The 18,644-nt window shown below is 62.7% G+C and carries 20 protein-coding genes and 1 tRNA gene; 15 read left to right on the top strand and 6 right to left on the bottom strand.

Annotated elements, in window-relative coordinates; genetic code table 11:
• Positions 1–174: 174 nt before the first annotated feature.
• Positions 175–1,257: a histidinol-phosphate transaminase gene (gene hisC / locus MUY37_RS13295; protein WP_499195844.1), complete on the top strand. Its 1,083-nt coding sequence runs from the start codon at positions 175–177 to the stop codon at positions 1,255–1,257.
• On the top strand, positions 1,254–2,159 hold the full coding sequence (locus tag MUY37_RS13290; protein WP_499195843.1) for a prephenate/arogenate dehydrogenase family protein: 906 nt from the start codon (positions 1,254–1,256) through the stop codon (positions 2,157–2,159). The genes hisC and MUY37_RS13290 overlap by 4 nt, the downstream gene beginning before the upstream one ends.
• Positions 2,160–2,231: 72 nt before the next feature.
• On the opposite strand, the gene MUY37_RS13285 is transcribed toward MUY37_RS13290, so the two are convergent.
• Positions 2,232–3,710 (bottom strand): serine hydrolase, encoded by a 1,479-nt coding sequence (locus tag MUY37_RS13285; RefSeq protein ID WP_499195842.1) that lies wholly within the window; start codon positions 3,708–3,710, stop codon positions 2,232–2,234.
• A 150-nt stretch (positions 3,711–3,860) separates the two neighbouring features.
• Here MUY37_RS13285 and MUY37_RS13280 point away from each other — a divergent pair, with 150 nt between their 5' ends.
• Positions 3,861–4,280 carry a MarR family winged helix-turn-helix transcriptional regulator gene (locus MUY37_RS13280; protein ID WP_499195841.1) on the top strand — a complete coding sequence of 140 codons (420 nt, stop codon included), beginning with the start codon at positions 3,861–3,863 and terminating at the stop codon, positions 4,278–4,280.
• A 58-nt stretch (positions 4,281–4,338) separates the two neighbouring features.
• Here MUY37_RS13280 and MUY37_RS13275 read toward each other — a convergent pair whose 3' ends face one another.
• Genes MUY37_RS13275 through ftsE form a run of 4 tightly spaced genes read right to left on the bottom strand, consistent with a single transcriptional unit; the run spans position 4,339 to position 7,209 of the window.
• Positions 4,339–5,019, bottom strand: coding sequence for a lysophospholipid acyltransferase family protein (locus MUY37_RS13275; protein ID WP_499195840.1), 681 nt, complete (start codon positions 5,017–5,019; stop codon positions 4,339–4,341).
• Between the two features lie 8 nt (positions 5,020–5,027).
• On the bottom strand, positions 5,028–5,558 hold the full coding sequence (locus MUY37_RS13270; RefSeq protein WP_499195839.1) for a YdcF family protein: 531 nt from the start codon (positions 5,556–5,558) through the stop codon (positions 5,028–5,030).
• Positions 5,555–6,487: a cell division protein FtsX gene (locus MUY37_RS13265; protein ID WP_499195838.1), complete on the bottom strand. Its 933-nt coding sequence runs from the start codon at positions 6,485–6,487 to the stop codon at positions 5,555–5,557. Before MUY37_RS13265 ends, MUY37_RS13270 begins: the two co-directional genes overlap by 4 nt.
• Entirely contained in the window at positions 6,484–7,209 is a 726-nt protein-coding gene (ftsE, locus tag MUY37_RS13260; RefSeq protein ID WP_499195837.1) for a cell division ATP-binding protein FtsE, read from the bottom strand. Before ftsE ends, MUY37_RS13265 begins: the two co-directional genes overlap by 4 nt.
• Before the next feature lie 155 nt (positions 7,210–7,364).
• On the opposite strand from ftsE, the gene MUY37_RS13255 reads away from it, so the two are divergent.
• Positions 7,365–8,201, top strand: a complete 837-nt coding sequence (locus tag MUY37_RS13255; protein WP_499195836.1) for a zinc-ribbon domain-containing protein — start codon at positions 7,365–7,367, stop codon at positions 8,199–8,201.
• A gap of 110 nt (positions 8,202–8,311) precedes the next feature.
• A tRNA-Leu gene (locus MUY37_RS13250) sits at positions 8,312–8,399 on the top strand.
• Positions 8,400–8,570: 171 nt separating this feature from the next.
• On the opposite strand, the gene MUY37_RS13245 is transcribed toward MUY37_RS13250, so the two are convergent.
• Positions 8,571–9,008 (bottom strand): MarR family winged helix-turn-helix transcriptional regulator, encoded by a 438-nt coding sequence (locus MUY37_RS13245; RefSeq protein ID WP_499195835.1) that lies wholly within the window; start codon positions 9,006–9,008, stop codon positions 8,571–8,573.
• A gap of 73 nt (positions 9,009–9,081) precedes the next feature.
• Between MUY37_RS13245 and MUY37_RS13240 the strand changes: the two genes are divergently transcribed.
• The 10 genes from MUY37_RS13240 (at position 9,082) to MUY37_RS13195 (ending at position 18,583) form a co-directional block, all read left to right on the top strand.
• Positions 9,082–9,243, top strand: a complete 162-nt coding sequence (locus MUY37_RS13240) for a hypothetical protein (RefSeq protein ID WP_499195834.1) — start codon at positions 9,082–9,084, stop codon at positions 9,241–9,243.
• Positions 9,244–9,245: 2 nt separating this feature from the next.
• Positions 9,246–9,695 carry a hypothetical protein gene (locus MUY37_RS13235; protein WP_499195833.1) on the top strand — a complete coding sequence of 150 codons (450 nt, stop codon included), beginning with the start codon at positions 9,246–9,248 and terminating at the stop codon, positions 9,693–9,695.
• A 405-nt stretch (positions 9,696–10,100) separates the two neighbouring features.
• A complete protein-coding gene (locus tag MUY37_RS13230) occupies positions 10,101–10,628 on the top strand; it encodes a DUF305 domain-containing protein (protein WP_499195832.1) in 528 nt (175 codons plus the stop codon).
• Positions 10,625–11,113, top strand: coding sequence for a DUF6692 family protein (locus MUY37_RS13225; protein WP_499195831.1), 489 nt, complete (start codon positions 10,625–10,627; stop codon positions 11,111–11,113). The genes MUY37_RS13230 and MUY37_RS13225 overlap by 4 nt, the downstream gene beginning before the upstream one ends.
• Before the next feature lie 117 nt (positions 11,114–11,230).
• The gene (locus MUY37_RS13220; RefSeq protein ID WP_499195830.1) at positions 11,231–11,935 is read left to right on the top strand and encodes an NAD(P)-dependent oxidoreductase; all 705 of its coding nucleotides are present in this window, start codon (positions 11,231–11,233) and stop codon (positions 11,933–11,935) included.
• A gap of 46 nt (positions 11,936–11,981) precedes the next feature.
• Entirely contained in the window at positions 11,982–12,134 is a 153-nt protein-coding gene (locus MUY37_RS13215; protein WP_499195829.1) for a hypothetical protein, read from the top strand.
• Positions 12,135–12,177: 43 nt separating this feature from the next.
• On the top strand, positions 12,178–12,528 hold the full coding sequence (locus MUY37_RS13210; RefSeq protein ID WP_499195828.1) for a hypothetical protein: 351 nt from the start codon (positions 12,178–12,180) through the stop codon (positions 12,526–12,528).
• A 114-nt stretch (positions 12,529–12,642) separates the two neighbouring features.
• Positions 12,643–13,872: a TolC family protein gene (locus tag MUY37_RS13205; protein ID WP_499195827.1), complete on the top strand. Its 1,230-nt coding sequence runs from the start codon at positions 12,643–12,645 to the stop codon at positions 13,870–13,872.
• Entirely contained in the window at positions 13,869–15,377 is a 1,509-nt protein-coding gene (locus MUY37_RS13200; RefSeq protein ID WP_499195826.1) for an efflux RND transporter periplasmic adaptor subunit, read from the top strand. Before MUY37_RS13205 ends, MUY37_RS13200 begins: the two co-directional genes overlap by 4 nt.
• Entirely contained in the window at positions 15,374–18,583 is a 3,210-nt protein-coding gene (locus MUY37_RS13195; protein WP_499195825.1) for an efflux RND transporter permease subunit, read from the top strand. Before MUY37_RS13200 ends, MUY37_RS13195 begins: the two co-directional genes overlap by 4 nt.
• Positions 18,584–18,644 lie beyond the last annotated feature (61 nt).

Genomic DNA, 18,644 nt, shown 5'->3' with positions numbered 1-18,644 from the left:
GACCTTCGCGAGAAGAAAAGAACAGGGATCGGCGCTACGCGCCCGCTTCGCTTCCGACAAGCTCAGCCTCGGTCTTTGCGAGATATGTTTTTTCCTCGCCATTCGCCCTGAGCTTGTCGAAGGGCCGTAATTCTTTCATGCGGCGAAGCACAGATGGCAAAGCAAGCTCCCCCAATGAAGCCCTGGATCGAGGGCATCCACGCCTATGTCCCCGGCAAGTCGACCGGCGCGGATGGGCGCAGGCTCGTCAAACTCTCCGCCAACGAGAACCCGCTGGGCTGTAGCGCCTCGGCGCTGGCGGCACTTGCCACCGATCATGCGCCTGCGGCCTACCCCGATCCGGACGCCACGGCCCTGCGCACCGCGATCGGCAAACAGCACGGGATCGATCCGGCGCGAATCGTGTGCGGTACGGGTTCGGACGAATTGCTCAACCTTGCCGCGCAGGGTTTCGCCGGGCCGGGCGACGAGGTGCTTTTCAGCCGCTTCAGCTTCGCGGTCTACGACATCGCCGCGCGCCGGTGCGGGGCTACCCCCGTCGAAGCGCCGGATACGGATTACGCGGCCGACGTCGATGCTCTGCTCGCCGCAGTGACACAGCGCACGCGGGTCGTGTTCCTTGCCAATCCGAACAATCCAACCGGAACCTATCTGCCGCGGACGGAGGTCGAGCGGCTGCATGCGGGATTGCCGGGCGATGTGCTGCTGGTGATCGACCAGGCCTATGCCGAATATCTCGAACCCGGAGAGAATGACGGCGGGCTAGACCTGGCAATGGTGCATGAGAACGTACTCGTCACGCGCACCTTCTCGAAGATTTACGGCCTGGCTGGCGAGCGTATCGGCTGGGCAACGGGTACGCCTAACCTGATCGATGTGCTCAACCGCATTCGCGGCCCGTTCAATGTCACCTCCAGCGGGCAACGCGCAGCCTTGGCCGCCATCGCCGACCATGCCTTTCTCGCCCGCTCGCGTGAGGCCAATCGCGAGGAGCGCAAGCGTTTTGTCGCGGCAATCGAGGGGCTGGACAATCACGGCCTGCGCGCAATTCCCAGCAAGGCGAATTTCGTGCTGGTGCTGTTCGAGGGCGATCTTGCCGCCGAGGCCGCGCTCGATGCCATTGCCGAGGCCGGATATGCCGTTCGCCACCTGCCCGGCCAGGGCCTGGCGCAGGCGCTGCGCATTACCATCGGCACCACGAATCAGATGGACGAGATCATCGGCGTGCTGCGCAGTCTGTGCGGGGAAGACGCATGACCATCAAGCGCGTGGCGATTGTCGGACTGGGTCTGATCGGGGGATCGATCGGTTTGGCGGTGCGCGCCATGCAGCCCGAAGTCGCGACCACTGGCTGGGATGCCGCTTCCGACGTGCGCGCCCGTGCGGCACAACGCGGGCTGGTCGGCGCTGTGTGCGACAGCGTGGCCGATGCCGTGGGCGAAGCCGATCTGGTCATTTTGTGCGTCCCCGTCGGCGCCATGGGGTATGCCGCCGAAGCCATAGCTCCGCATCTGAGGCAGGGAACCGTGGTCAGCGATGTGGGATCGTCCAAGCGCAGTGTCGGCGACGCGCTGACCAAGGCACTGCCCGAGGCGGTGGTGATTCCCGCACACCCTGTCGCCGGAACCGAGAAGAGCGGGCCGGATGCCGGTTTCGCCGAACTTTTCCGCCATCGCTGGTGCATCCTCACCCCGGGCAAGGACGCACCGCAGGAGGCCATCGAGGCTGTCAGGGCCTTCTGGGAGGGCCTTGGCGCGAAGGTCGAAATCATGGATGCCGACCACCACGACCTCGTGCTTGCGGTGACCAGCCATATACCGCACCTCATCGCCTATACCATCGTGGGCACCGCCAGCGATCTGGAAGATGTAACCCGGGGCGAGGTGATCAAATATTCGGCCGGCGGTTTTCGCGATTTCACTCGCATCGCGGCGAGCAACCCGACCATGTGGCGCGACGTCTTCCTGTCGAACCGCGACGCAGTGCTGGAAGTGCTGGGACGTTTCACAGAGGATCTCAGCCGCCTCCAGCGCGCCATCCGCAACGGCGACGGCGACACTCTGTTCGACCTGTTCGAGCGTACCCGCACCATCCGCCGCTCGATCATCGAAAAAGGCCAGGACGATGCGAGGGCGGATTTCGGACGCAAGGATCACTAGGCTCGGACGGGAAGGCTGGCAGTCGGACTGTCGCCCCCAGTCCTATGCCACCCACGATGGGCCGAAAAGGTATCAGGCCCCGTCCCGCATGATCGCCGCGATGAAGGATTTCGCTTCGGAACTCTCGGGCACTCTCTCAAGATAGGCGCGATAGGTCTCGAGCGCTTCTTCGTTTCGTCCGGCAATGCGCAAACCCTGTGCCAGACTGAAGATGGCGTCATCGGAATCGGGCGCCATCGCCCGGTTCAGGCGCAGCAGATCGATCCCCTCCTCATAGTGTTTCCGGTGAATGTATTTGAAGGCAGCCAGATCGATCACGCCGCCCCGCACCTTTCGCGCGGCTTCCCGGTCGCGGTGCATTTTCAGCCCGGCATCGTATCCCCGCGCGACCGTTTCCGCGATGAGTTGCTTGGTGAAGGCGTAATTGCGGGTTTCATCGGTCGGTCCCACAATCATTTCGTGAGCATACATCTCCACATCCCAGTAAGCATCGACATCGCCGTTGGAGAGGACGACGAAAACGGTGTCGAGGTCCGGAAATATCATCAGCTCCGCAGCGACGCCGTAATGGCCGCCGGAATGGCCGAGGAGACGCGTTCCGTTGAGCGATTGCTCGATGATCCCGTAGCCATAATTCCCAACCGGTGTTTCACGGCGTCCCTGCAGGAAGACATCGGTCATGCCCGGGCTCAGCAACCGGTGTTGCGTGAGCGCGGTGGCGAAGCGGAGCAGGTCTCCGGCAGTCGAATAGCCACCCCCTGCCGCACTGCCGCGCGGCTCGGCTCGGGCAGCCATGTCATCCCACATGCCCGGACGCTCGACGGATCGCATGTAGCTTTTGGCCCGATCGGGCACCGGCTTTCCGGGGAAGAAATACCCTGTATCCTGCATTCCGGCCCTGTCGAAAACCGCAGTCTGCACATGGTCGTAATAGTTGGTGCCGGTCACCGCTTCGATAATCAGCCCAAGAACGACATAGCCGCCATTCGAATAGGAAAATGCCGTTCCCGGCTCATGTTCGAGCGGGATGTCGGCGAACAGCGGCAGATAGTCGCTATGGCTGTCCAGGGCGTCCAGGCTGTCATCATCCAGCTTCTCCATCGCCGCCCAATAATTGCCGACGCCGGAGGTGTGCATCAGAAGATGCTCGATCGTGACGCGCTCTGCCGCAGCGCGGTTCGGATAATCGGGCAGGTGTGTGCCGATGGTGTCATCCAGCGAAATTGCGCCGATATCGACAAGCTGGAGGATGCTCACTGCGGTGAACATCTTCGGCACCGACGCCAGGCTGAATTTCGTATCGACCGTGTTCGATCGTCCGCTCTGCCTGTCCGCCAGCCCGTAAGCGCCCTGGAATTCGATTTCGCCCTCTCGCGCCAGGAGAATCACCCCGCTGAAGTCGGCGGTTCGTGTGAGCTTTGACGCATAGCTTTCCAGATCCGGTGCCGCAGTCCCGTCCAAAGGCGTCAGACATCCGGAAAGCGGGACAAGGAGCGCCGCTGCGGCACCGATAGCCAAAGCCTTGCGGCGAAAAATCTTCGTTATCGACATTTGCGAGGTTCACTTTCAATTTGCTATCGAAACCCATTTATGTAATCGGTTACGGATATGTCAAGCAGGATGGAAACGACACCAGAGGAACCCGCGCGAGACGCGGTCAGAGCCTACGGGGCTGCCGCGCTCGGTGGTCGGCTGAGGCGCTTGAGCGACAGAATCGATCGCGAAGCAAAGGCGCTCTACGAAGAACGCGGGGTTGCGTTCGAGCAGCGCTGGTTTCCCGTCTTCAATTGCCTTCGCAGCGGAGAACCGATGTCGGTTACCGATCTCGCGGATCGCCTCCAGGTTTCGCACGTTTCGATCAGCGTTATCAGGAGCGCGCTCGAGAAGGAGGGCCTCGTCGGGTCACGGGCGGACGAACGCGACGGCAGGCGACGCGTGCTTGCCCTTACCGACAAGGGGATGGCTCTCGCCCGGCAATTGGCTCCGCTGTTCGATGCGCTCGACAAGGCCGCGATCGAGTTGAACGCGGAAGCAGGCGATGCCATCGCCGCGATTGATCGGCTGGAAGATGCACTGGAGAGGAAACCGCTTTCCCAACGCGTCGAAGACCACTGCGGTTAGATTTGCGATGCCGACGCTTTCCCACAGCCCGTTTCCTGGGCTTGCAGGCGCGGCGAACTCACCGGTTGAGCGCGTTGATCGCCTCGCGCACCCGCTCTTCCACTTCCGCGCGGGGGAGGCCCGGCGGGATCGGCTCGCCAAAGCGGTAGGTGATCCGGCCCGGCTTTTTCAGTCGCCTGTGATAGACCGGCCCGCTATCGACCGCGACCGGCACCACCGGAAGGCCGAGCATCTTGTAGAGGCCCGCAAAGCCTGCCTGCAGCTTGCGTTTCTCGCCATGCGGCACGCGGGTACCTTCGGGGAAGATCACCAGCGGACGCCCATCCGCCACCAGCGCCTTGGCCGAACGGATCATGGTCATCAGGGCTCTTGCCCCGGCATCGCGTTCCACCGGAACCAGACCGAAGGCAGCCGCCGCGCGGCCCCATAGCGGGATGTCGAACAGTTCCTGTTTGGCGAATACGCTGGGGCAATCCAGCAGCGCGGGCGCATCGATCGCTTCGAAGAAGCTTTCATGCTTGATGGCATACAGGACCGGCTCGCTCTGCGGCGCGCCCTCGATCACAATCTCGCAACCGAGCAGATGGGTCAGGCACCAGCGCTGCCATTGCGACCAGTCCCGCACCCGCGCCCGGAATGTCTCCACGCTGAAGGTAAGCGCGATCAGCGAGGCCGAGGTAATCAGCAGCGAGCCGACGTAAAAAGCGAAATAGAAGGCTAAGTTGCGCAGCAGTCGCATGACGGGCCTCAGCTCGGCAAGCCTTGCGAAATCGCAGCCGCCAGAAGCTTGTTATATTCCAGAAAGAGCGTGGCGAGATTGGGGTGCGAGGAAACCGCATCCTCGACTACTCTTATCTCCGGCGGAAGCGTTTCGGCGAATTCGGAACCGGCCCGCGCCATGTGCCAATCCGTCGTCACCAGCCGGACGGATCGGAAGTCGTTCTCCTTGAGCCATTGCGCCGCCTCACCGGCATTGCTGCGGGTATCGACCGCGAGGTAGCCAAGCTTGACGCAGCATTCCATCGTGCGGGCCGAGACATCGAATTCGGCCGCGAATTCGGCGGGTCGCACTTCCGGATCGACACCGGATACGAACATTTCCTTTGCCAGCCCCTGTTCGACCACAGAAAGACCGCGTGCGATGCGGCCCGGCCCGCCGGTGAGCACGACGACGGCATCGGTCGGCTCTCCCGAAACCGGCTTTGGCAGGGACACGGCGAAGCCGAGGAAACCGAACGCATAAACCAGCAGGGCGGCGGCGAAGAAACGGAGAATCACAGCATTTTCCTGAGCGAGGCCAGCACGGTCAAACGTGCCGTGTAGACCGCTAGAACAACCGCGCCCACGGGGACAAGGGCCAAGACCAGCCAGTCGCTCGTCTCAAGGCCGCCGCCCGACACCAGACCTGAATCCAGCGCCGCGAATTGCGCCCCCATCAGCCACACGGCCATGGAACCGACCACCAGCCCCAACACACCCCCGACCAGCGCATCGGCGAAAATCGATCTTTGGAAAATGCGGGCAATCTGGTCGTCATTGCCGCCGAGAAGATGGACAATCTCGATTGTCTCGCGATTGGCACCCAGCGCATTGCGTGCAGCCAGCCAGACCGCTGCCGCGCCGGTAAAGGCCAGCAAGGCGATCAAGCCGAGCGCCATCCAGCCGAGCGCGGAAAGCGCCGACAGGACCGGCGCCAGCCATTGCGCCTGCGTATCGATCCGTGCGGACGGCGCGTGATCGACAAGCAAGCGGCGCAATCGATCGAGCGTCGCCGCATCGGCGCCGTCGCGCAAGCGCACGTCGATCAGGGCGGGGATCGGCACCGTCTGCTCGGGATCGTCGGTGCCCAGCCAGGGTTCGAGCAATTGCGCCACCGTCTCCTGCGGAACCACCGACAGGCTCGCCACTGCGGAGTCCTGCGAGAGAATCGCCGCCGCCGCTTGCGCCTGCTGCGCGCGCAGAGCGGGATCGGCTTCGACGATCTGGACCGTCGCACTGCCCGCGAGTTCTCCTCTCGCGCGGTCGGCCAGATTGCCGAGCGCCAGCCCGCCACCTGCGGCTAGCACGACAAGCGCGACCATGATCGCTATGACCCACGGCATCGGCCCGCCCAGGCGCGCCTGCGGCAGGAGATGCGCCGCCCGGCGGCCGCGGAAGGGCGACAGGCCGCGCTCCACCGCGCGGGTGACGACCGGAGGCTTCTTCATTCCCCCGCCCCCACACGGCGTGGCGGGTAGCGCAGGGCACCCGTGGGGTCCGACAATGCGCCCTTGTCGAGCCGCATGATCAGCGAATCGGGCACTTTTCGCAGCAGGTGGACATCGTGGGTCGCCACCACCACGGTGGTGCCGAGACGATTGAGTGCCTCGAACAGGCGAATGAGCTTCAACGCCATTTCGGGATCGACATTGCCCGTCGGCTCGTCGGCCACGAGCATATCGGGCCGCCCGATTACCGCGCGAGCGATGGCGACCCGTTGCTGCTCGCCGCCCGATAGCGTCGCCGGACGGGCGTCGGCCCGGTTGGCGAGCCCCACCCAGTCGAGCATATCGGAAACCGGCCCCTGAAGATCCGCCTCGCGCACGCCCGACACGCGAAGCGGCAGCGCGATATTGTCGAAGGCCGAGAGATGGTCGACCAGGCGGAAATCCTGGAAAACCACGCCCATCCGCCTGCGATAGGCGGGCAGGCGCTCGCGCGGGAGGGTGATGACATCGGTCCCGAACAGGCGGATCGCGCCGCGCGACGGACGCTGGGCGAGATAGAGCAGCTTGAGCAGCGAGGTCTTGCCCGCACCGCTGGCCCCCGTGAGGAAATAGAAACGCCCCGGATAGAGCGTGAAGGAAACATTGGAGAGCACTTCGCGATCGGTGCCGTAACGCAGCCCGACATTGTCGAACTGGACGACTTCGCTCTCGGCCCCGCTCATTGTCCGGCCCGGTCGATCAAGAGGAAGAAAGCGCCCGTCATTGTCCGAAACAGCCTATACCCGCGCTTGCATGTGGAAAAAAGGCGCCGTCGGGGTTTGCGAACAGGACAGTCGCTTGTCGTGATTCACGAGGCAGCCTAAGGCCTTGGGTCACCATGATCATCGCCTGCCCCGCTTGCTCGACGCGTTATGTCGTGCCCGACAGTGCCATCGGACTCGACGGGCGCATGGTGCGCTGCGCGAAATGCAAGCATAGCTGGTTCCAGGACGGCCCCGATGCCGAACGCTTCGAGGCCGTCGATACAGCGCCGGTGCCGCCACCGCCGCCAGAGCCGACTGCGCCGCAACCGGCTGCTGTCGAAAAGTCGGCCGCACCCGATCCGGCAGCCAAGCCGGGCTTTACATATGATGATGCGGATAGCGGAAGAACCGGCCGCGATGGACCTGATTTCGACGAAGCCGCACCCCCCTATGGCGAGGTGCAGGAAGATCTCCCGCCGCCGCCGGAGACCGAAACCGAACAAGGGCCTTCACGCTTCGATCATTCACCCCCGTTCCGCCCGCGCCGGAACGTCACCAAGCTATGGACTTGGGCCGCGGCCCTCTTCGCGGTAATCGCACTCGGCACGGTGGCGGCGGTAAACTCTGTCGGTCTCCCCGAATGGGTGCCGGTGACACGCCCGCTGTTCGGAGCCGCGCAACCCGATCTCGAACTGGCCTTCCCCGTGGACCAGCAGGAACGGCGCACACTGCCCAACGGGACCGAATTCTTCGGCGCGCGGATCATTGTCAAGAATACCGCGCGCGAATCACGGCAGATCCCGCCAATTCTGATCGTCTTGCGCGACCAGCGCGAGCGGCAGGTCTACAGTTGGGTCGTCCAGCCCCCCCAATCGAACCTAGCGCCGGGCGAGGAGCTGACCATCAACGAAGCCGTCACCGATGTACCGAAATCGGCCGTGTTCGCGGATATAGGCTGGGCGCCGCGCTAGCTTTCGAATTCGGGCAACAAAGGTGCTTGCGAGGGCGCAGCCTCGCTGCTAGTGGCGCGCTCCTACCGGCGGGAGCATCCGACAGGATTCGCTCCCGATGCAGACTGTGTGCGGTCGTGGCGGAACTGGTAGACGCGCAACGTTGAGGTCGTTGTGGGTGAATAACCCGTGGAAGTTCGAGTCTTCTCGACCGCACCAATCCCCTGAAATCGAAGAGATGATCCAAGGTTTCGGGGGGAGCGCGGTCTTCGGGCCGCCGTTCGGAGCACATCGGAAAGAGTATCGGAACGCTCGCTATGGCTGGCGCTCGTGACCCGGGCGTCAGGACCTGAGGGCGTTGACCGCCCCATGTCTGAGCCCCTGGCACTCTCATCCGGGCTTATCGCGCAAGCTCTCGATCATCGCGTTCATATGACCGAGCACCTGTGCGGCATCGCCCCCCTCCAACCCGGCCAGCGCCAATTGATTGACCGAATGCGCCGCCTGTTTTGCCGGCTGCTCGAGAGACCGTGCCTTGTCGGTCAACCAGACAAGCTGCGCGCGCCGGTCTTGCGGATGCGGCGTCCGCTCGATCAGCCCGTCCCGCTTCATCCGCGCGAGCGTGTTGGCCATGGTCGCCTGCTCGACATCGAGGCGATCGGTAAGCTCTGCCTGGGTCAGACCATCGCCTTCCCAAAGTTCCAGAAGCGTCATGAATTGCGCCGGGGCGAGTCCCAGAGGCGCGATGCGGGCGTGCAGATGCTGGGCAAACAACCGCGCCAGCCGGTTGGTGACAAAGCCCATGGAGGCGTTTTTTTCGAATGGCATCGCGGGACCTTGAGTATCCATAGCATGCTGTGTATATGAGGATAGCATGCTATGTAGATGGAAGGAAGATCCGATGAAGCATCTTACCGCATTCGCCATCCGGGAAAGCGCGCTGGCCCTCGCCGCCGCTGCGACGCAAAAGGACGAGCGCAAGATCGTGCCGGTGGTCGAAGGCCCCGGATATCGCCGCGCGATCCACACCGATGCGCCGCTCGCAACGGGATCGGGACAGTGAAAATGAAGAAGACCGTCCATCCTCTCGCCGGTGGGGTTGCGATCCTCATGATCGCAACCTTCTGGCTCTCTACCGCAATCTCCGAACTCTCGGGCTCGGAACCTTTCGTGGTTTTCGTCAAGACACTCATCCCGTGGGGGTTCATCATTCTCATTCCCGCTTTGGCGGCAGTCGGTGGAACCGGCATCGCACTCTCCGGCGGGCGATCGGGCGGTCTCGTCGGCAAGAAGCGCAAGCGGATGCCGATCATTGCCGCCAACGGCGTTCTGATCCTCATCCCTTCGGCGCTGTTTCTGGCGGCCAAGGCGAAAGCCGGCGATTTCGATGCAACATTCTATGCCGTACAGATGGTCGAACTCGCCGCAGGCGCGGTCAATCTCTGGCTTCTGACGAAGAACGCGCTGGACGGGCGCAAGCTAACCGCCCGCCGTCGCTCGGCAGCCAGTCGCTAGTTTTCGTAACATCTTGAGGCAGGAGAAATGTAGCTTTATCTGTGTGCGGTCCGCAACGGGATCGCCTGGTCCCGCCCTCGCGATCATCCCGAAACGCGTCCGCTTGAAGTGGCGAGCGGATGTCCTGCGGTCGATCTTCGAACAAATTTTTGAGGGATGCGCCCCGGCCCATCGTATTGCCTGACAGGATAATCTCGACCTCGTGAGACAGAACAGGGGAAAATTATGCCGTCAGGCCAGGAAGCGAAGAGGCCCATCCCCTGCCTCGCGGCCCGACGGTCTCATGCTCTTGGCGGTTTTCCCCGTCTGGCGCGTTGCAGCCATTATCGAGGCATCGCAGGAGCCATGCGTGCATCGTTCGCTTGGCCCCGTTTGAGAAATCATGTCGAAGGAAAGTGAACCAGCATGACCGAAGTTCCATCCCATTCCGAAACGGCAAGGGGCGGCAATTATTGGCGGTTCATGGCCATGGTGTCGACTTCCACCGTGATCATGTTCTTTCTGATGTATGCCAACACCTACGACATGGACGATGTCTTCTGGAGCGAAACCCGCTTCTGGATGATGTTCGTGATGGGCGCGATGATGATGGTCGTCATGCTGCTCTTCATGTGGGGCATGTATAAGGACCGAACCAAGAACTTCGCAATTCTGGGGGTCGGTGCCTTGGTTTTCGCGCTCGCCTTGTGGCTCGTGCGCAGCCAGACGACCGTCGATGACACCGAGTATATGGCGGCGATGATCCCGCACCACTCGATCGCAATCATGACGAGCGAAAGAGCCAGCCTGAAGGACCCCCGCGTGCGCGAACTCGCTCAGGCCATCATCGTCGCGCAGCGCCGCGAGATCGCCGAGATGAAATATCTGATCGACGACATCGAACGGAACGGACCGAGGACCTCAGAACGCCTGCCCGAGGAGATGCAGCAATGAACCGGATCGCATTCATCGCATTGGCTGCGGTACCGCTGGCGGCCTGCAATTCGAATACCGCCATTGGAAATGACCGGGAGGCCCGGCTCGATCCACCGCCGAGCGCGGCTCCGATCGAGAACGCGGCCAGCGCGCTTGCGAATCTCAGCCCAGGGCTGATGCTTCCCGAGACGATGAGCGATGCGGACCTCGCCGCTCTCGGAGCCGAGAAGGCCTGCCAGTTCCGCCTGACCGAAGTCGCCTTCCCCTCTTTCGTCCATGATGGCGACGGGCGGGGCGCGATCAAGATCAACGGCAAGCTCATCCCGGTGACGTCGAGCGGTCCCGGCAGCTATGCCAGCGGAGAGCTTCGCATCCGCACGCGCCCGCTCGACGATCGGGGAACCGCTGGCCTGCAAATGCAGGAAATGATCGTTGTCGCCCCGCGAGCGAAGGACGAGTTCGGCTTCTGGGGCTACACGACCTGCGACAGTGCCGAGACCTAGCCCACGCCCAGGAGGGCGCTGGCATCCGTCGGCACTCGCCTGACAGCATCCATGCACATCCGCCTCCATCGCGCGCTGCCGACAGGAGGACGGAGCAGAGACAAGGGAAGTAAGCCAGTGAGCGATACATCCCCCATCGCAGTTTTCGGAGCCGGAGGAAAAACCGGGGGCGAGATCCTGCGCCAGGCGATCCGCCGCAGCGTGGCGGTGCGGGCGTTCGAACACGTCCTACCGCCGCCATCGGCGCGTATCGAAGGCATCGAATACATCGAATGCGATGTCCTGAACGATGCATTCGCGGATAATCTCGAGGGATGCCGTGCGATCATTTCTGCGCTCGGGATCCCATTGAACCCATCGACAGTCATCCAACCGCCTCCACTCTACACCGAAGGGACGCGCAAGCTGATTCTCGCGATGCGGGAAACCGCGATCCGCCGGATCGCAGTCATCTCGGCAGCTTTCGTTGAGCCGCAGCCCAGCATTCCAGCCTGGTTCGAGCTTACCGCGAAGCCCGTGCTGCACAATATCCTCCAAGAAATGCGGGCGATGGAAAAGACGCTGGAGCGCGAAACCGAACTCGACTGGACGGCAGCACGCCCCGGTTGGCTTCTAGAGGCGCCCTATACCGGCGAAGCCGTTATATCGGACGAGCGGTTGGCCGAAGGATGTTTGCGATGCCGTCATGCCGACCTTGCGGCTGGCCTTCTCGAATTCATCTGCGAAAACACGTGGGTCAGGGCAAAACCGGCGATCGGACGACCGGAGCAGAACCGGTTCGAAGACATTACCGCGTTGAAAGACGAACTTGGCATCGCCTGACCGACCCCATGCGCCGATTTGGCAGCTAGAAGCGTAAGGAGACGACATGATTCTGGAAAAGATCAGAATGCCCGGGCTTTCCCAACTGTCTTATCCGATCGGTTCGCAAGGCAAAGGGGTCGACAAGCTCGATATTCATCTCGGCTCCATGAGCGACTGGCAGTCAGCGTCACGGGCTCTTGCAGGCCAGAAGGTGTAAGCACGCCTTGGCCCAGATGACCGCCCCGAAACGATATATGCGCATGCTGCGCTCCCTGGCGCTCGTCTTGATTGCCGCTGGGCTATTCGTCCAGTCGGCTGCCCATGCTTCGGCGGTTCCGCAAGCTCCCATGAAGTCGGAGGTCGATTGCACAGAAATGCGCATGGCGACCGGACCCTCGCTCGCTCACGACAGCGACGGGCAGCGATGCAGGGATATTCGCCTCGAATGCCTCGTGACTCACGGCTGTATCCCGCCGTTGGCGCTTGTCGATGATGCGATGGCGCCGCGAGACTATCTTGTAACACCATTCCTGTTTACCGTGGTTACCGGCGTTCCTTTATTGGGTACCGGACACGGCCCCGAAACCCCGCCTCCGCAAGCACGGGCGTAGCGCTCGTGCGGGAGTAATCCTGCACGCCCATGCCGGACGAACGGGTACGCGCATTTCGCGCCCCCTGCACGATCCGACCGCGCGCTCGGCGCGCCTCTTTGCGGAACGAAAACCATGAAACGAGTATGTTGGACCGCGCTTCCGGTCCTGCTGACCGTCGCGTCGGCAAGCTACGCCCAATCGGTGGGCTACGAAGACGCTCTGAGATCGGCGGTCAGCGACCAGCCACGGATCCGGGCGAGCGAATTGCGGCTCGATGCACGGCGTGACGTCGCCGATGCAGCGGACGAATTGCCCGATCCGAAACTGCGAGCCGGCCTGCGCAATCTGCCGGTTACCGGTCCCGATCTGCTCGACCCGACCATGATGACCGTGTTCGAGGTCGGGATCGATCAGGAGATACCTAACCTTTCCGAACGCCGCGCGCGCGCCGGACTGGCCGACGCCGACATCGCGCGGGCCTCCGCCGAGCTTTCCTATGCGCGTAATATCGCACGGCTGGGCGCAGGGCGCGCATGGATATCTCTTGCCTATGCCCAACAGGCGGAAGAAGTCGCCAGCGATGCTCTCCACGAGATCGAGCGCCTGGTGCCGCTGGCACGAAGTTCGGTAGCCGCCGGCACAGCCAGACCCGGCGAAAGCCTGGAAGTCCGCCGTGCGGTCCTCGAAGTGGAAGACAGGCGGACACAAATCCGGGCCGACATGCAGACGGCGCAGGCCCGCCTTGCCCGCTATATCGCCGTGGAGGACGCGCTGGCCGTTGGCCCACCCCCTTCACCCGAGGTCAATCCCGAGCAATTGCGCGCGACGCTGGAGTACACCCCGGAAATCGTGCTTGCGGAAACTGAGATCAGGCAGGCCAAAGCGGGTGTCGACCTGGCACGATCCGATCTGCGACCGGACTTCAGCGTCGGTGCCAGCTACGGCATCCGCGAACGCCAATATGGCGATCTGTTCTCCGTCATGGGCACGGTTACCCTGCCACTGTTCGCCAAGCGCCGACAGCAACCCAGGATAGAGGCTGCCCGCGCGCAAGCCGCCGCTGCCGGCGAAGCCAGACTGGACATGCTGCGCACGCTCGAAGCCCAGTTTGGGGCGGATCTTGCGTCATGGCGCAGCGCCTATCGGCAATGGCGACGCGCCAGTGATGAGTTGCTTCCCCTGGCTGTAAGCCGGGCCGAGCTCGAGCGAGCGAGTTTTGCCGCAGGCCGCGCAGACCTGCTCGATGTAATCAGAGCGATCAAAACGCTGGCGCTGCTGCGCATCGAAATCCTCGCGCGCGAACAAGCCACTGTCGAAGCCGCAGCCAATCTACGACTGACCTACAGGGAGCATGGCCAATGAGAGCCGTAACACAATCCGCGTGGGACAGGCTGTCGCCGCGCCAGAAGTCATGGACGATGGCGGCTACTGCCGCCCTGATTAGCCTCGCCGCCGGATATGGTTTGGCACAGCTCGGCGACAACGGCACCGGGTCGAGCGACAACGTCGGTGGGTCGGGCAGCGAATGCAAGGAAGTGCTGTACTGGTACGATCCGATGGTTCCAGGGCAACAGTTCGACAAGCCAGGCAAGTCACCCTTCATGGATATGGAATTGCTGCCCAAATGCGCGGGCGAGGAAGTATCGGCCGGGGTGAGGATCGATCCCGGCATGGTGCAGAATTTCGGGATTCGCACGACAGAGGCGGAATACGGCATTCTCGAACCCGAAGTGACCGTGACCGGTGTGCTGGCCTATAACGGGCGCGACGTTGCGATCGTCCAGCCACGCGCAGGGGGCTATGTCGAGCGCACCTATGGCCATGCGCCCGACGACGTGGTCGGGCGCGGTGCGCCCCTGGTCGATATCCTCGTGCCCGAATGGGGCGGCGCCCAGCAGGAATATCTCGCTGTGCTGCGCAGCGGCGACGAGGAACTGGCTCGCGCCATGCGCGAACGGATGCGCCTGCTCGGCATGTCCCCCAAGCTGATTGCATCGGTCGGACGCAGCGGGCGGCCACACTCGACGATCACGGTTACGGCGCCGATCGGAGGGGCGATCACATCGCTCGCAGTGCGCCCGGGGATGAGTGTGACATCAGGTCAGACACTGGCGGAAATCACCGGTTTCTCCCCGATCTGGCTCGAAGCCGCCGTGCCCGAGACACAAGCTGCGAATGTTCGTGTCGGACAGCCGGTCAGCGCGACGCTGACCGCATTTCCCGACGAACGGTTCGCGGGACAGATTGTCGCCATCCTTCCCAGCGCACAGGACGCGAGCCGGACAATCACCGTTCGCGCCGAACTGCCCAATCCATCGGGACGGCTCAAGCCGGGCATGTTCGCGCAGGTATCCCTGACTCCCGATACCCGTCGGGCGCTACTGGTTCCTTCCGAAGCGGTGATCCGGACCGGACAGCGTACCATCGTAATGGTCAAGCAGGACGAGAGCGGTTTCATGCCTGCCGAGGTTCGTATCGGACGCGAAGCAGGCGGCAGGACCGAGGTTTTGGCCGGTCTCCCTACCGGTGAAAAGGTCGTTACCTCCGGCCAGTTCCTGCTCGATTCCGAAGCCAGCCTGAACGGTCTCGATGTCCGCCCGATCGATCAGGCGAGCGACGCGGCCAAAGAGAACGACAAGGAATCGCGCTTCAGCGCCACGGGCACCATCGAGAAGATTGCCGATGGTACCGTGACCCTGCGCCACAGCGCCGTACCGCGGCTCGATTGGCCCGCGATGACGATGACATTCCGTCTCAAGGACACGGCCCAGATACGCGGGTTCAAGATAGGTGACACGGTACGCTTCACCTTCATTCAGCAAGATGCCGGTCCCCGGATCGAGACCATCCGGAGGAGCGGACAATGATCGCCAGAATCATCGATGCTTCGATCGCGAACCGGCTGTTCATCGTGCTCGGGGCCATTGCCGTGACCCTGGCCGGTTTTTGGGCCGTGCGCACGACACCGGTCGACGCACTGCCCGATCTGTCCGATGTCCAGGTCGTGGTTCGCTCCAACTATCCGGGGCAGGCGCCGCGCATCATCGAGGATCAGGTCACCTATCCCCTGGCAACAACCATGCTGTCGGTCCCGGGCGCGAAGACCGTGCGCGGGTATTCGATGTTCGGTGACAGCTATGTCTATATCATCTTCGAAGATGGCACCGATCTTTACTGGGCGCGCTCGCGCGTTCTGGAATATCTGAACCAGGTGCAGAACCGTCTGCCCGAAGGGGTCACGAGCACACTCGGGCCGGACGCGACAGGTGTCGGGTGGGTTTACGAATATGCTCTGGTCGATCGGACCGGCGGGCACGATCTGGCGGGCCTTCGCAGCTTGCAGGACTGGTTCCTGCGCTATGAACTCAAAACCATTCCGGGTATCGCGGAGGTCGCCAGCGTCGGCGGGATGGTCAAGCAATATCAGGTCGTTCTCGATCCCTTCCGGATGGCGTCGTTCGGAGTCACCCATGCCGAAATCGTCAGTGCGATCCAGTCGGCAAACCAGGAATCCGGGGGCTCGATCGTCGAAATGGGCGAAGCCGAATATATGGTCCGCGCATCAGGCTATCTGGGCAGTCTGAACGATTTCCGGGCCATCCCCTTGCGCACAACGGTCGGCGGCGTTCCGGTGACCTTGGGCGATGTGGCGACGATCCAGATCGGGCCGGAACTGCGCCGCGGGATCGCAGAACTCGATGGTGAAGGCGAAGTTGCCGGCGGTATCATCGTTCTGCGCCAGGGTGCGGATGCCCGAAGCGCGATCCGGGCAGTCGAACAGAAGCTCGACGAATTACAGGCCAGCCTGCCCGACGGCGTCGAGATCGTCACGACCTACGACCGCTCAAAACTAATCGACGCCTCGGTCGAAAACCTCACTTACAAGCTGATCGAAGAGTTCATCGTGGTGGCCCTGGTGTGCCTGCTGTTCCTCTGGCACGCACGATCGGCTCTGGTCGTCATCATCACCTTGCCCCTAGGGGTGCTCGCGGCTTTCATCGTGATGCGTTTTCAGGGGGTCAACGCGAACATCATGTCGCTGGGTGGGATCGCGATCGCGATCGGTGCGATGGTCGATGCCGCAGTCGTCATGATCGAGAATGCCCACAAGCATCTCGAACGGTGGGAACACGAGAATCCAGACGCCGTTCTCGCGACGAAAGAGCGGTGGCGTATCATCGCCGACGCTTCGAAGGAAGTAGGCCCTGCGCTGTTCTTCAGCCTGCTGATCATCACCCTGTCCTTCCTGCCGGTCTTTACGCTGCAGGCGCAGGAAGGACGCTTGTTCGCCCCGCTCGCCTTCACCAAGACCTATGCCATGGCGGCGGCGGCCATTCTCTCGGTGACACTGGTCCCGGTAATGATGGGCTGGCTGATCCGGGGAAAGATCCCATCGGAGGATGCGAACTTCCTCAATCGCTGGTTGACAAGAATCTATCGCCCCGGGCTCGACTGGGTCATGCGACGGCCCAAGGCGACCTTGGCGATTGCCGGTGTTATCTTTCTTACCACCGCTATTCCCTTCACTCGATTGGGCGGGGAGTTCCTGCCGCCCCTCGACGAGGGCGACCTGCTCTACATGCCGAGCGCGCTGCCCGCTCTGTCTCCCGGCGAAGCATCGGCGCTGCTGCAACGCACCGATCGCCTCATCAAGTCGGTCCCGGAGGTTGAAACCGTATTCGGCAAGGCGGGACGCGCCGATACGGCAACCGACCCGGCACCGCTCACTATGTTCGAGACCACGATCCGCTTCAAACCGCGCGATCAATGGCGCGAGGGAATGACTCCGGACAAGCTCGTCGAGGAGTTGGACCGGGTGGTCAAGGTGCCCGGGCTCGCCAATGTATGGGTCCCGCCCATCCGCAATCGCATCGACATGCTGGCCACCGGCATCAAGAGCCCGATCGGGGTCAAGGTCTCAGGCGACGACCTTGAGGAAATCGAGCGCGTCGCGCTCGAGATCGAAGGTATCGCCAAGGCCGTCCCCGGCGTGAGTTCGGCGCTTGCCGAACGGCTCTCTGGCGGCCGCTATGTCGATGTCGATATCGATCGGGCGGCAGCCGCACGATACGGGCTTAACATCGCGGACGTTCAGCAGATTGTCGCCGGCGCAGTCGGCGGCGCAAACATCGCCCGTACCGTCGAGGGCCTGGCGCGCTACCCGATCAATGTGCGTTATCCGCGCGAGATCCGCGATAGTGTGGACAAGCTGAGGGCGCTGCCACTGCTTACGCCTTCGGGGCAACAGATCACGCTCGGCACCGTTGCGCGTGTCGGCGTAAGTGATGGCCCTCCGATGCTGAAAAGCGAGCAAGGGCGGCTTACCGGCTCCATCTATGTCGATGTTCGAGGGCGCGATCTGACCTCGGTAGTCTCCGACCTTCAGGAAGCCGTCTCCGCAAGCATCGATTTACCCGCTGGAGTCAGCCTCTCCTATGCGGGGCAGTTCGAATATCTCACCCGCGCCTATGAGCGGCTTCAGGTCGTGGTACCGGCCACGCTGGTGATCATTTTCCTGTTGCTCTACCTGATCTTCCGGCGGGTGGATGAAGCCATGCTTATCATGGGCACGCTGCCTTTCGCACTCTCCGGCGGATATTGGCTGCTCTATCTCATGGGATACAACCAGTCGGTGGCGACCGCTGTCGGCTTCATCGCACTCGCCGGTGTATCTGCGGAATTCGGCGTGGTGATGCTGATCTACCTGAAAGCAGCGCTTGAGCGGCGCAGCGGAGAGCTCACTGCCGAACAGGTCGACCAGAGCATTCGCGAGGGCGCGCTGTTGCGGGTCCGGCCCAAAGCAATGACCGTCGCCGTAATTTTGGCCGGCCTGTTCCCTATCCTGATAGGCACGGGCGCAGGTTCGGAAGTGATGAGCCGGATTGCCGCCCCGATGATCGGCGGAATGATCACGGCCCCTCTGTTATCCATGTTCCTGCTTCCCGCGGCCTATCTGCTTTTGCGTCGGCCCCGTCAGGGCAACCGATACAGTGCGGGCGAGGGTGAACCGGCGAATGCAGAACACCCCAACGCATGGTCCCCTCATCGACAAAAACCGAATTTTGAGGGGTAAGCCCGGCCCGTGCGTATCAGGAATGACTGGGGCAATCCGGTCCGGATCGAAAAAGGAAAGA

It is taken from the genome of Qipengyuania sp. ABI-127-1 (assembly GCA_022953095.1).
GTDB lineage: Bacteria > Pseudomonadota > Alphaproteobacteria > Sphingomonadales > Sphingomonadaceae > Qipengyuania.
This window is presented reverse-complemented; position numbering and strand designations above follow the sequence as displayed.

Coding starts and splice junctions, on each gene's coding strand:
- MUY37_RS13205 (WP_499195827.1), top strand. CDS start 12,643: ATGAAACGAGTATGTTGGACCGCGCTTCCGGTCCTGCTGACCGTCGCG.
- hisC (WP_499195844.1), top strand. CDS start 175: ATGAAGCCCTGGATCGAGGGCATCCACGCCTATGTCCCCGGCAAGTCG.
- MUY37_RS13235 (WP_499195833.1), top strand. CDS start 9,246: ATGAAGAAGACCGTCCATCCTCTCGCCGGTGGGGTTGCGATCCTCATG.
- MUY37_RS13225 (WP_499195831.1), top strand. CDS start 10,625: ATGAACCGGATCGCATTCATCGCATTGGCTGCGGTACCGCTGGCGGCC.
- MUY37_RS13200 (WP_499195826.1), top strand. CDS start 13,869: ATGAGAGCCGTAACACAATCCGCGTGGGACAGGCTGTCGCCGCGCCAG.
- MUY37_RS13290 (WP_499195843.1), top strand. CDS start 1,254: ATGACCATCAAGCGCGTGGCGATTGTCGGACTGGGTCTGATCGGGGGA.
- MUY37_RS13245 (WP_499195835.1), bottom strand. CDS start 9,008: ATGCCATTCGAAAAAAACGCCTCCATGGGCTTTGTCACCAACCGGCTG.
- MUY37_RS13265 (WP_499195838.1), bottom strand. CDS start 6,487: ATGAAGAAGCCTCCGGTCGTCACCCGCGCGGTGGAGCGCGGCCTGTCG.
- MUY37_RS13275 (WP_499195840.1), bottom strand. CDS start 5,019: ATGCGACTGCTGCGCAACTTAGCCTTCTATTTCGCTTTTTACGTCGGC.
- MUY37_RS13285 (WP_499195842.1), bottom strand. CDS start 3,710: ATGTCGATAACGAAGATTTTTCGCCGCAAGGCTTTGGCTATCGGTGCC.
- MUY37_RS13215 (WP_499195829.1), top strand. CDS start 11,982: ATGATTCTGGAAAAGATCAGAATGCCCGGGCTTTCCCAACTGTCTTAT.
- ftsE (WP_499195837.1), bottom strand. CDS start 7,209: ATGAGCGGGGCCGAGAGCGAAGTCGTCCAGTTCGACAATGTCGGGCTG.
- MUY37_RS13210 (WP_499195828.1), top strand. CDS start 12,178: ATGCTGCGCTCCCTGGCGCTCGTCTTGATTGCCGCTGGGCTATTCGTC.
- MUY37_RS13195 (WP_499195825.1), top strand. CDS start 15,374: ATGATCGCCAGAATCATCGATGCTTCGATCGCGAACCGGCTGTTCATC.
- MUY37_RS13240 (WP_499195834.1), top strand. CDS start 9,082: ATGAAGCATCTTACCGCATTCGCCATCCGGGAAAGCGCGCTGGCCCTC.
- MUY37_RS13255 (WP_499195836.1), top strand. CDS start 7,365: ATGATCATCGCCTGCCCCGCTTGCTCGACGCGTTATGTCGTGCCCGAC.
- MUY37_RS13230 (WP_499195832.1), top strand. CDS start 10,101: ATGACCGAAGTTCCATCCCATTCCGAAACGGCAAGGGGCGGCAATTAT.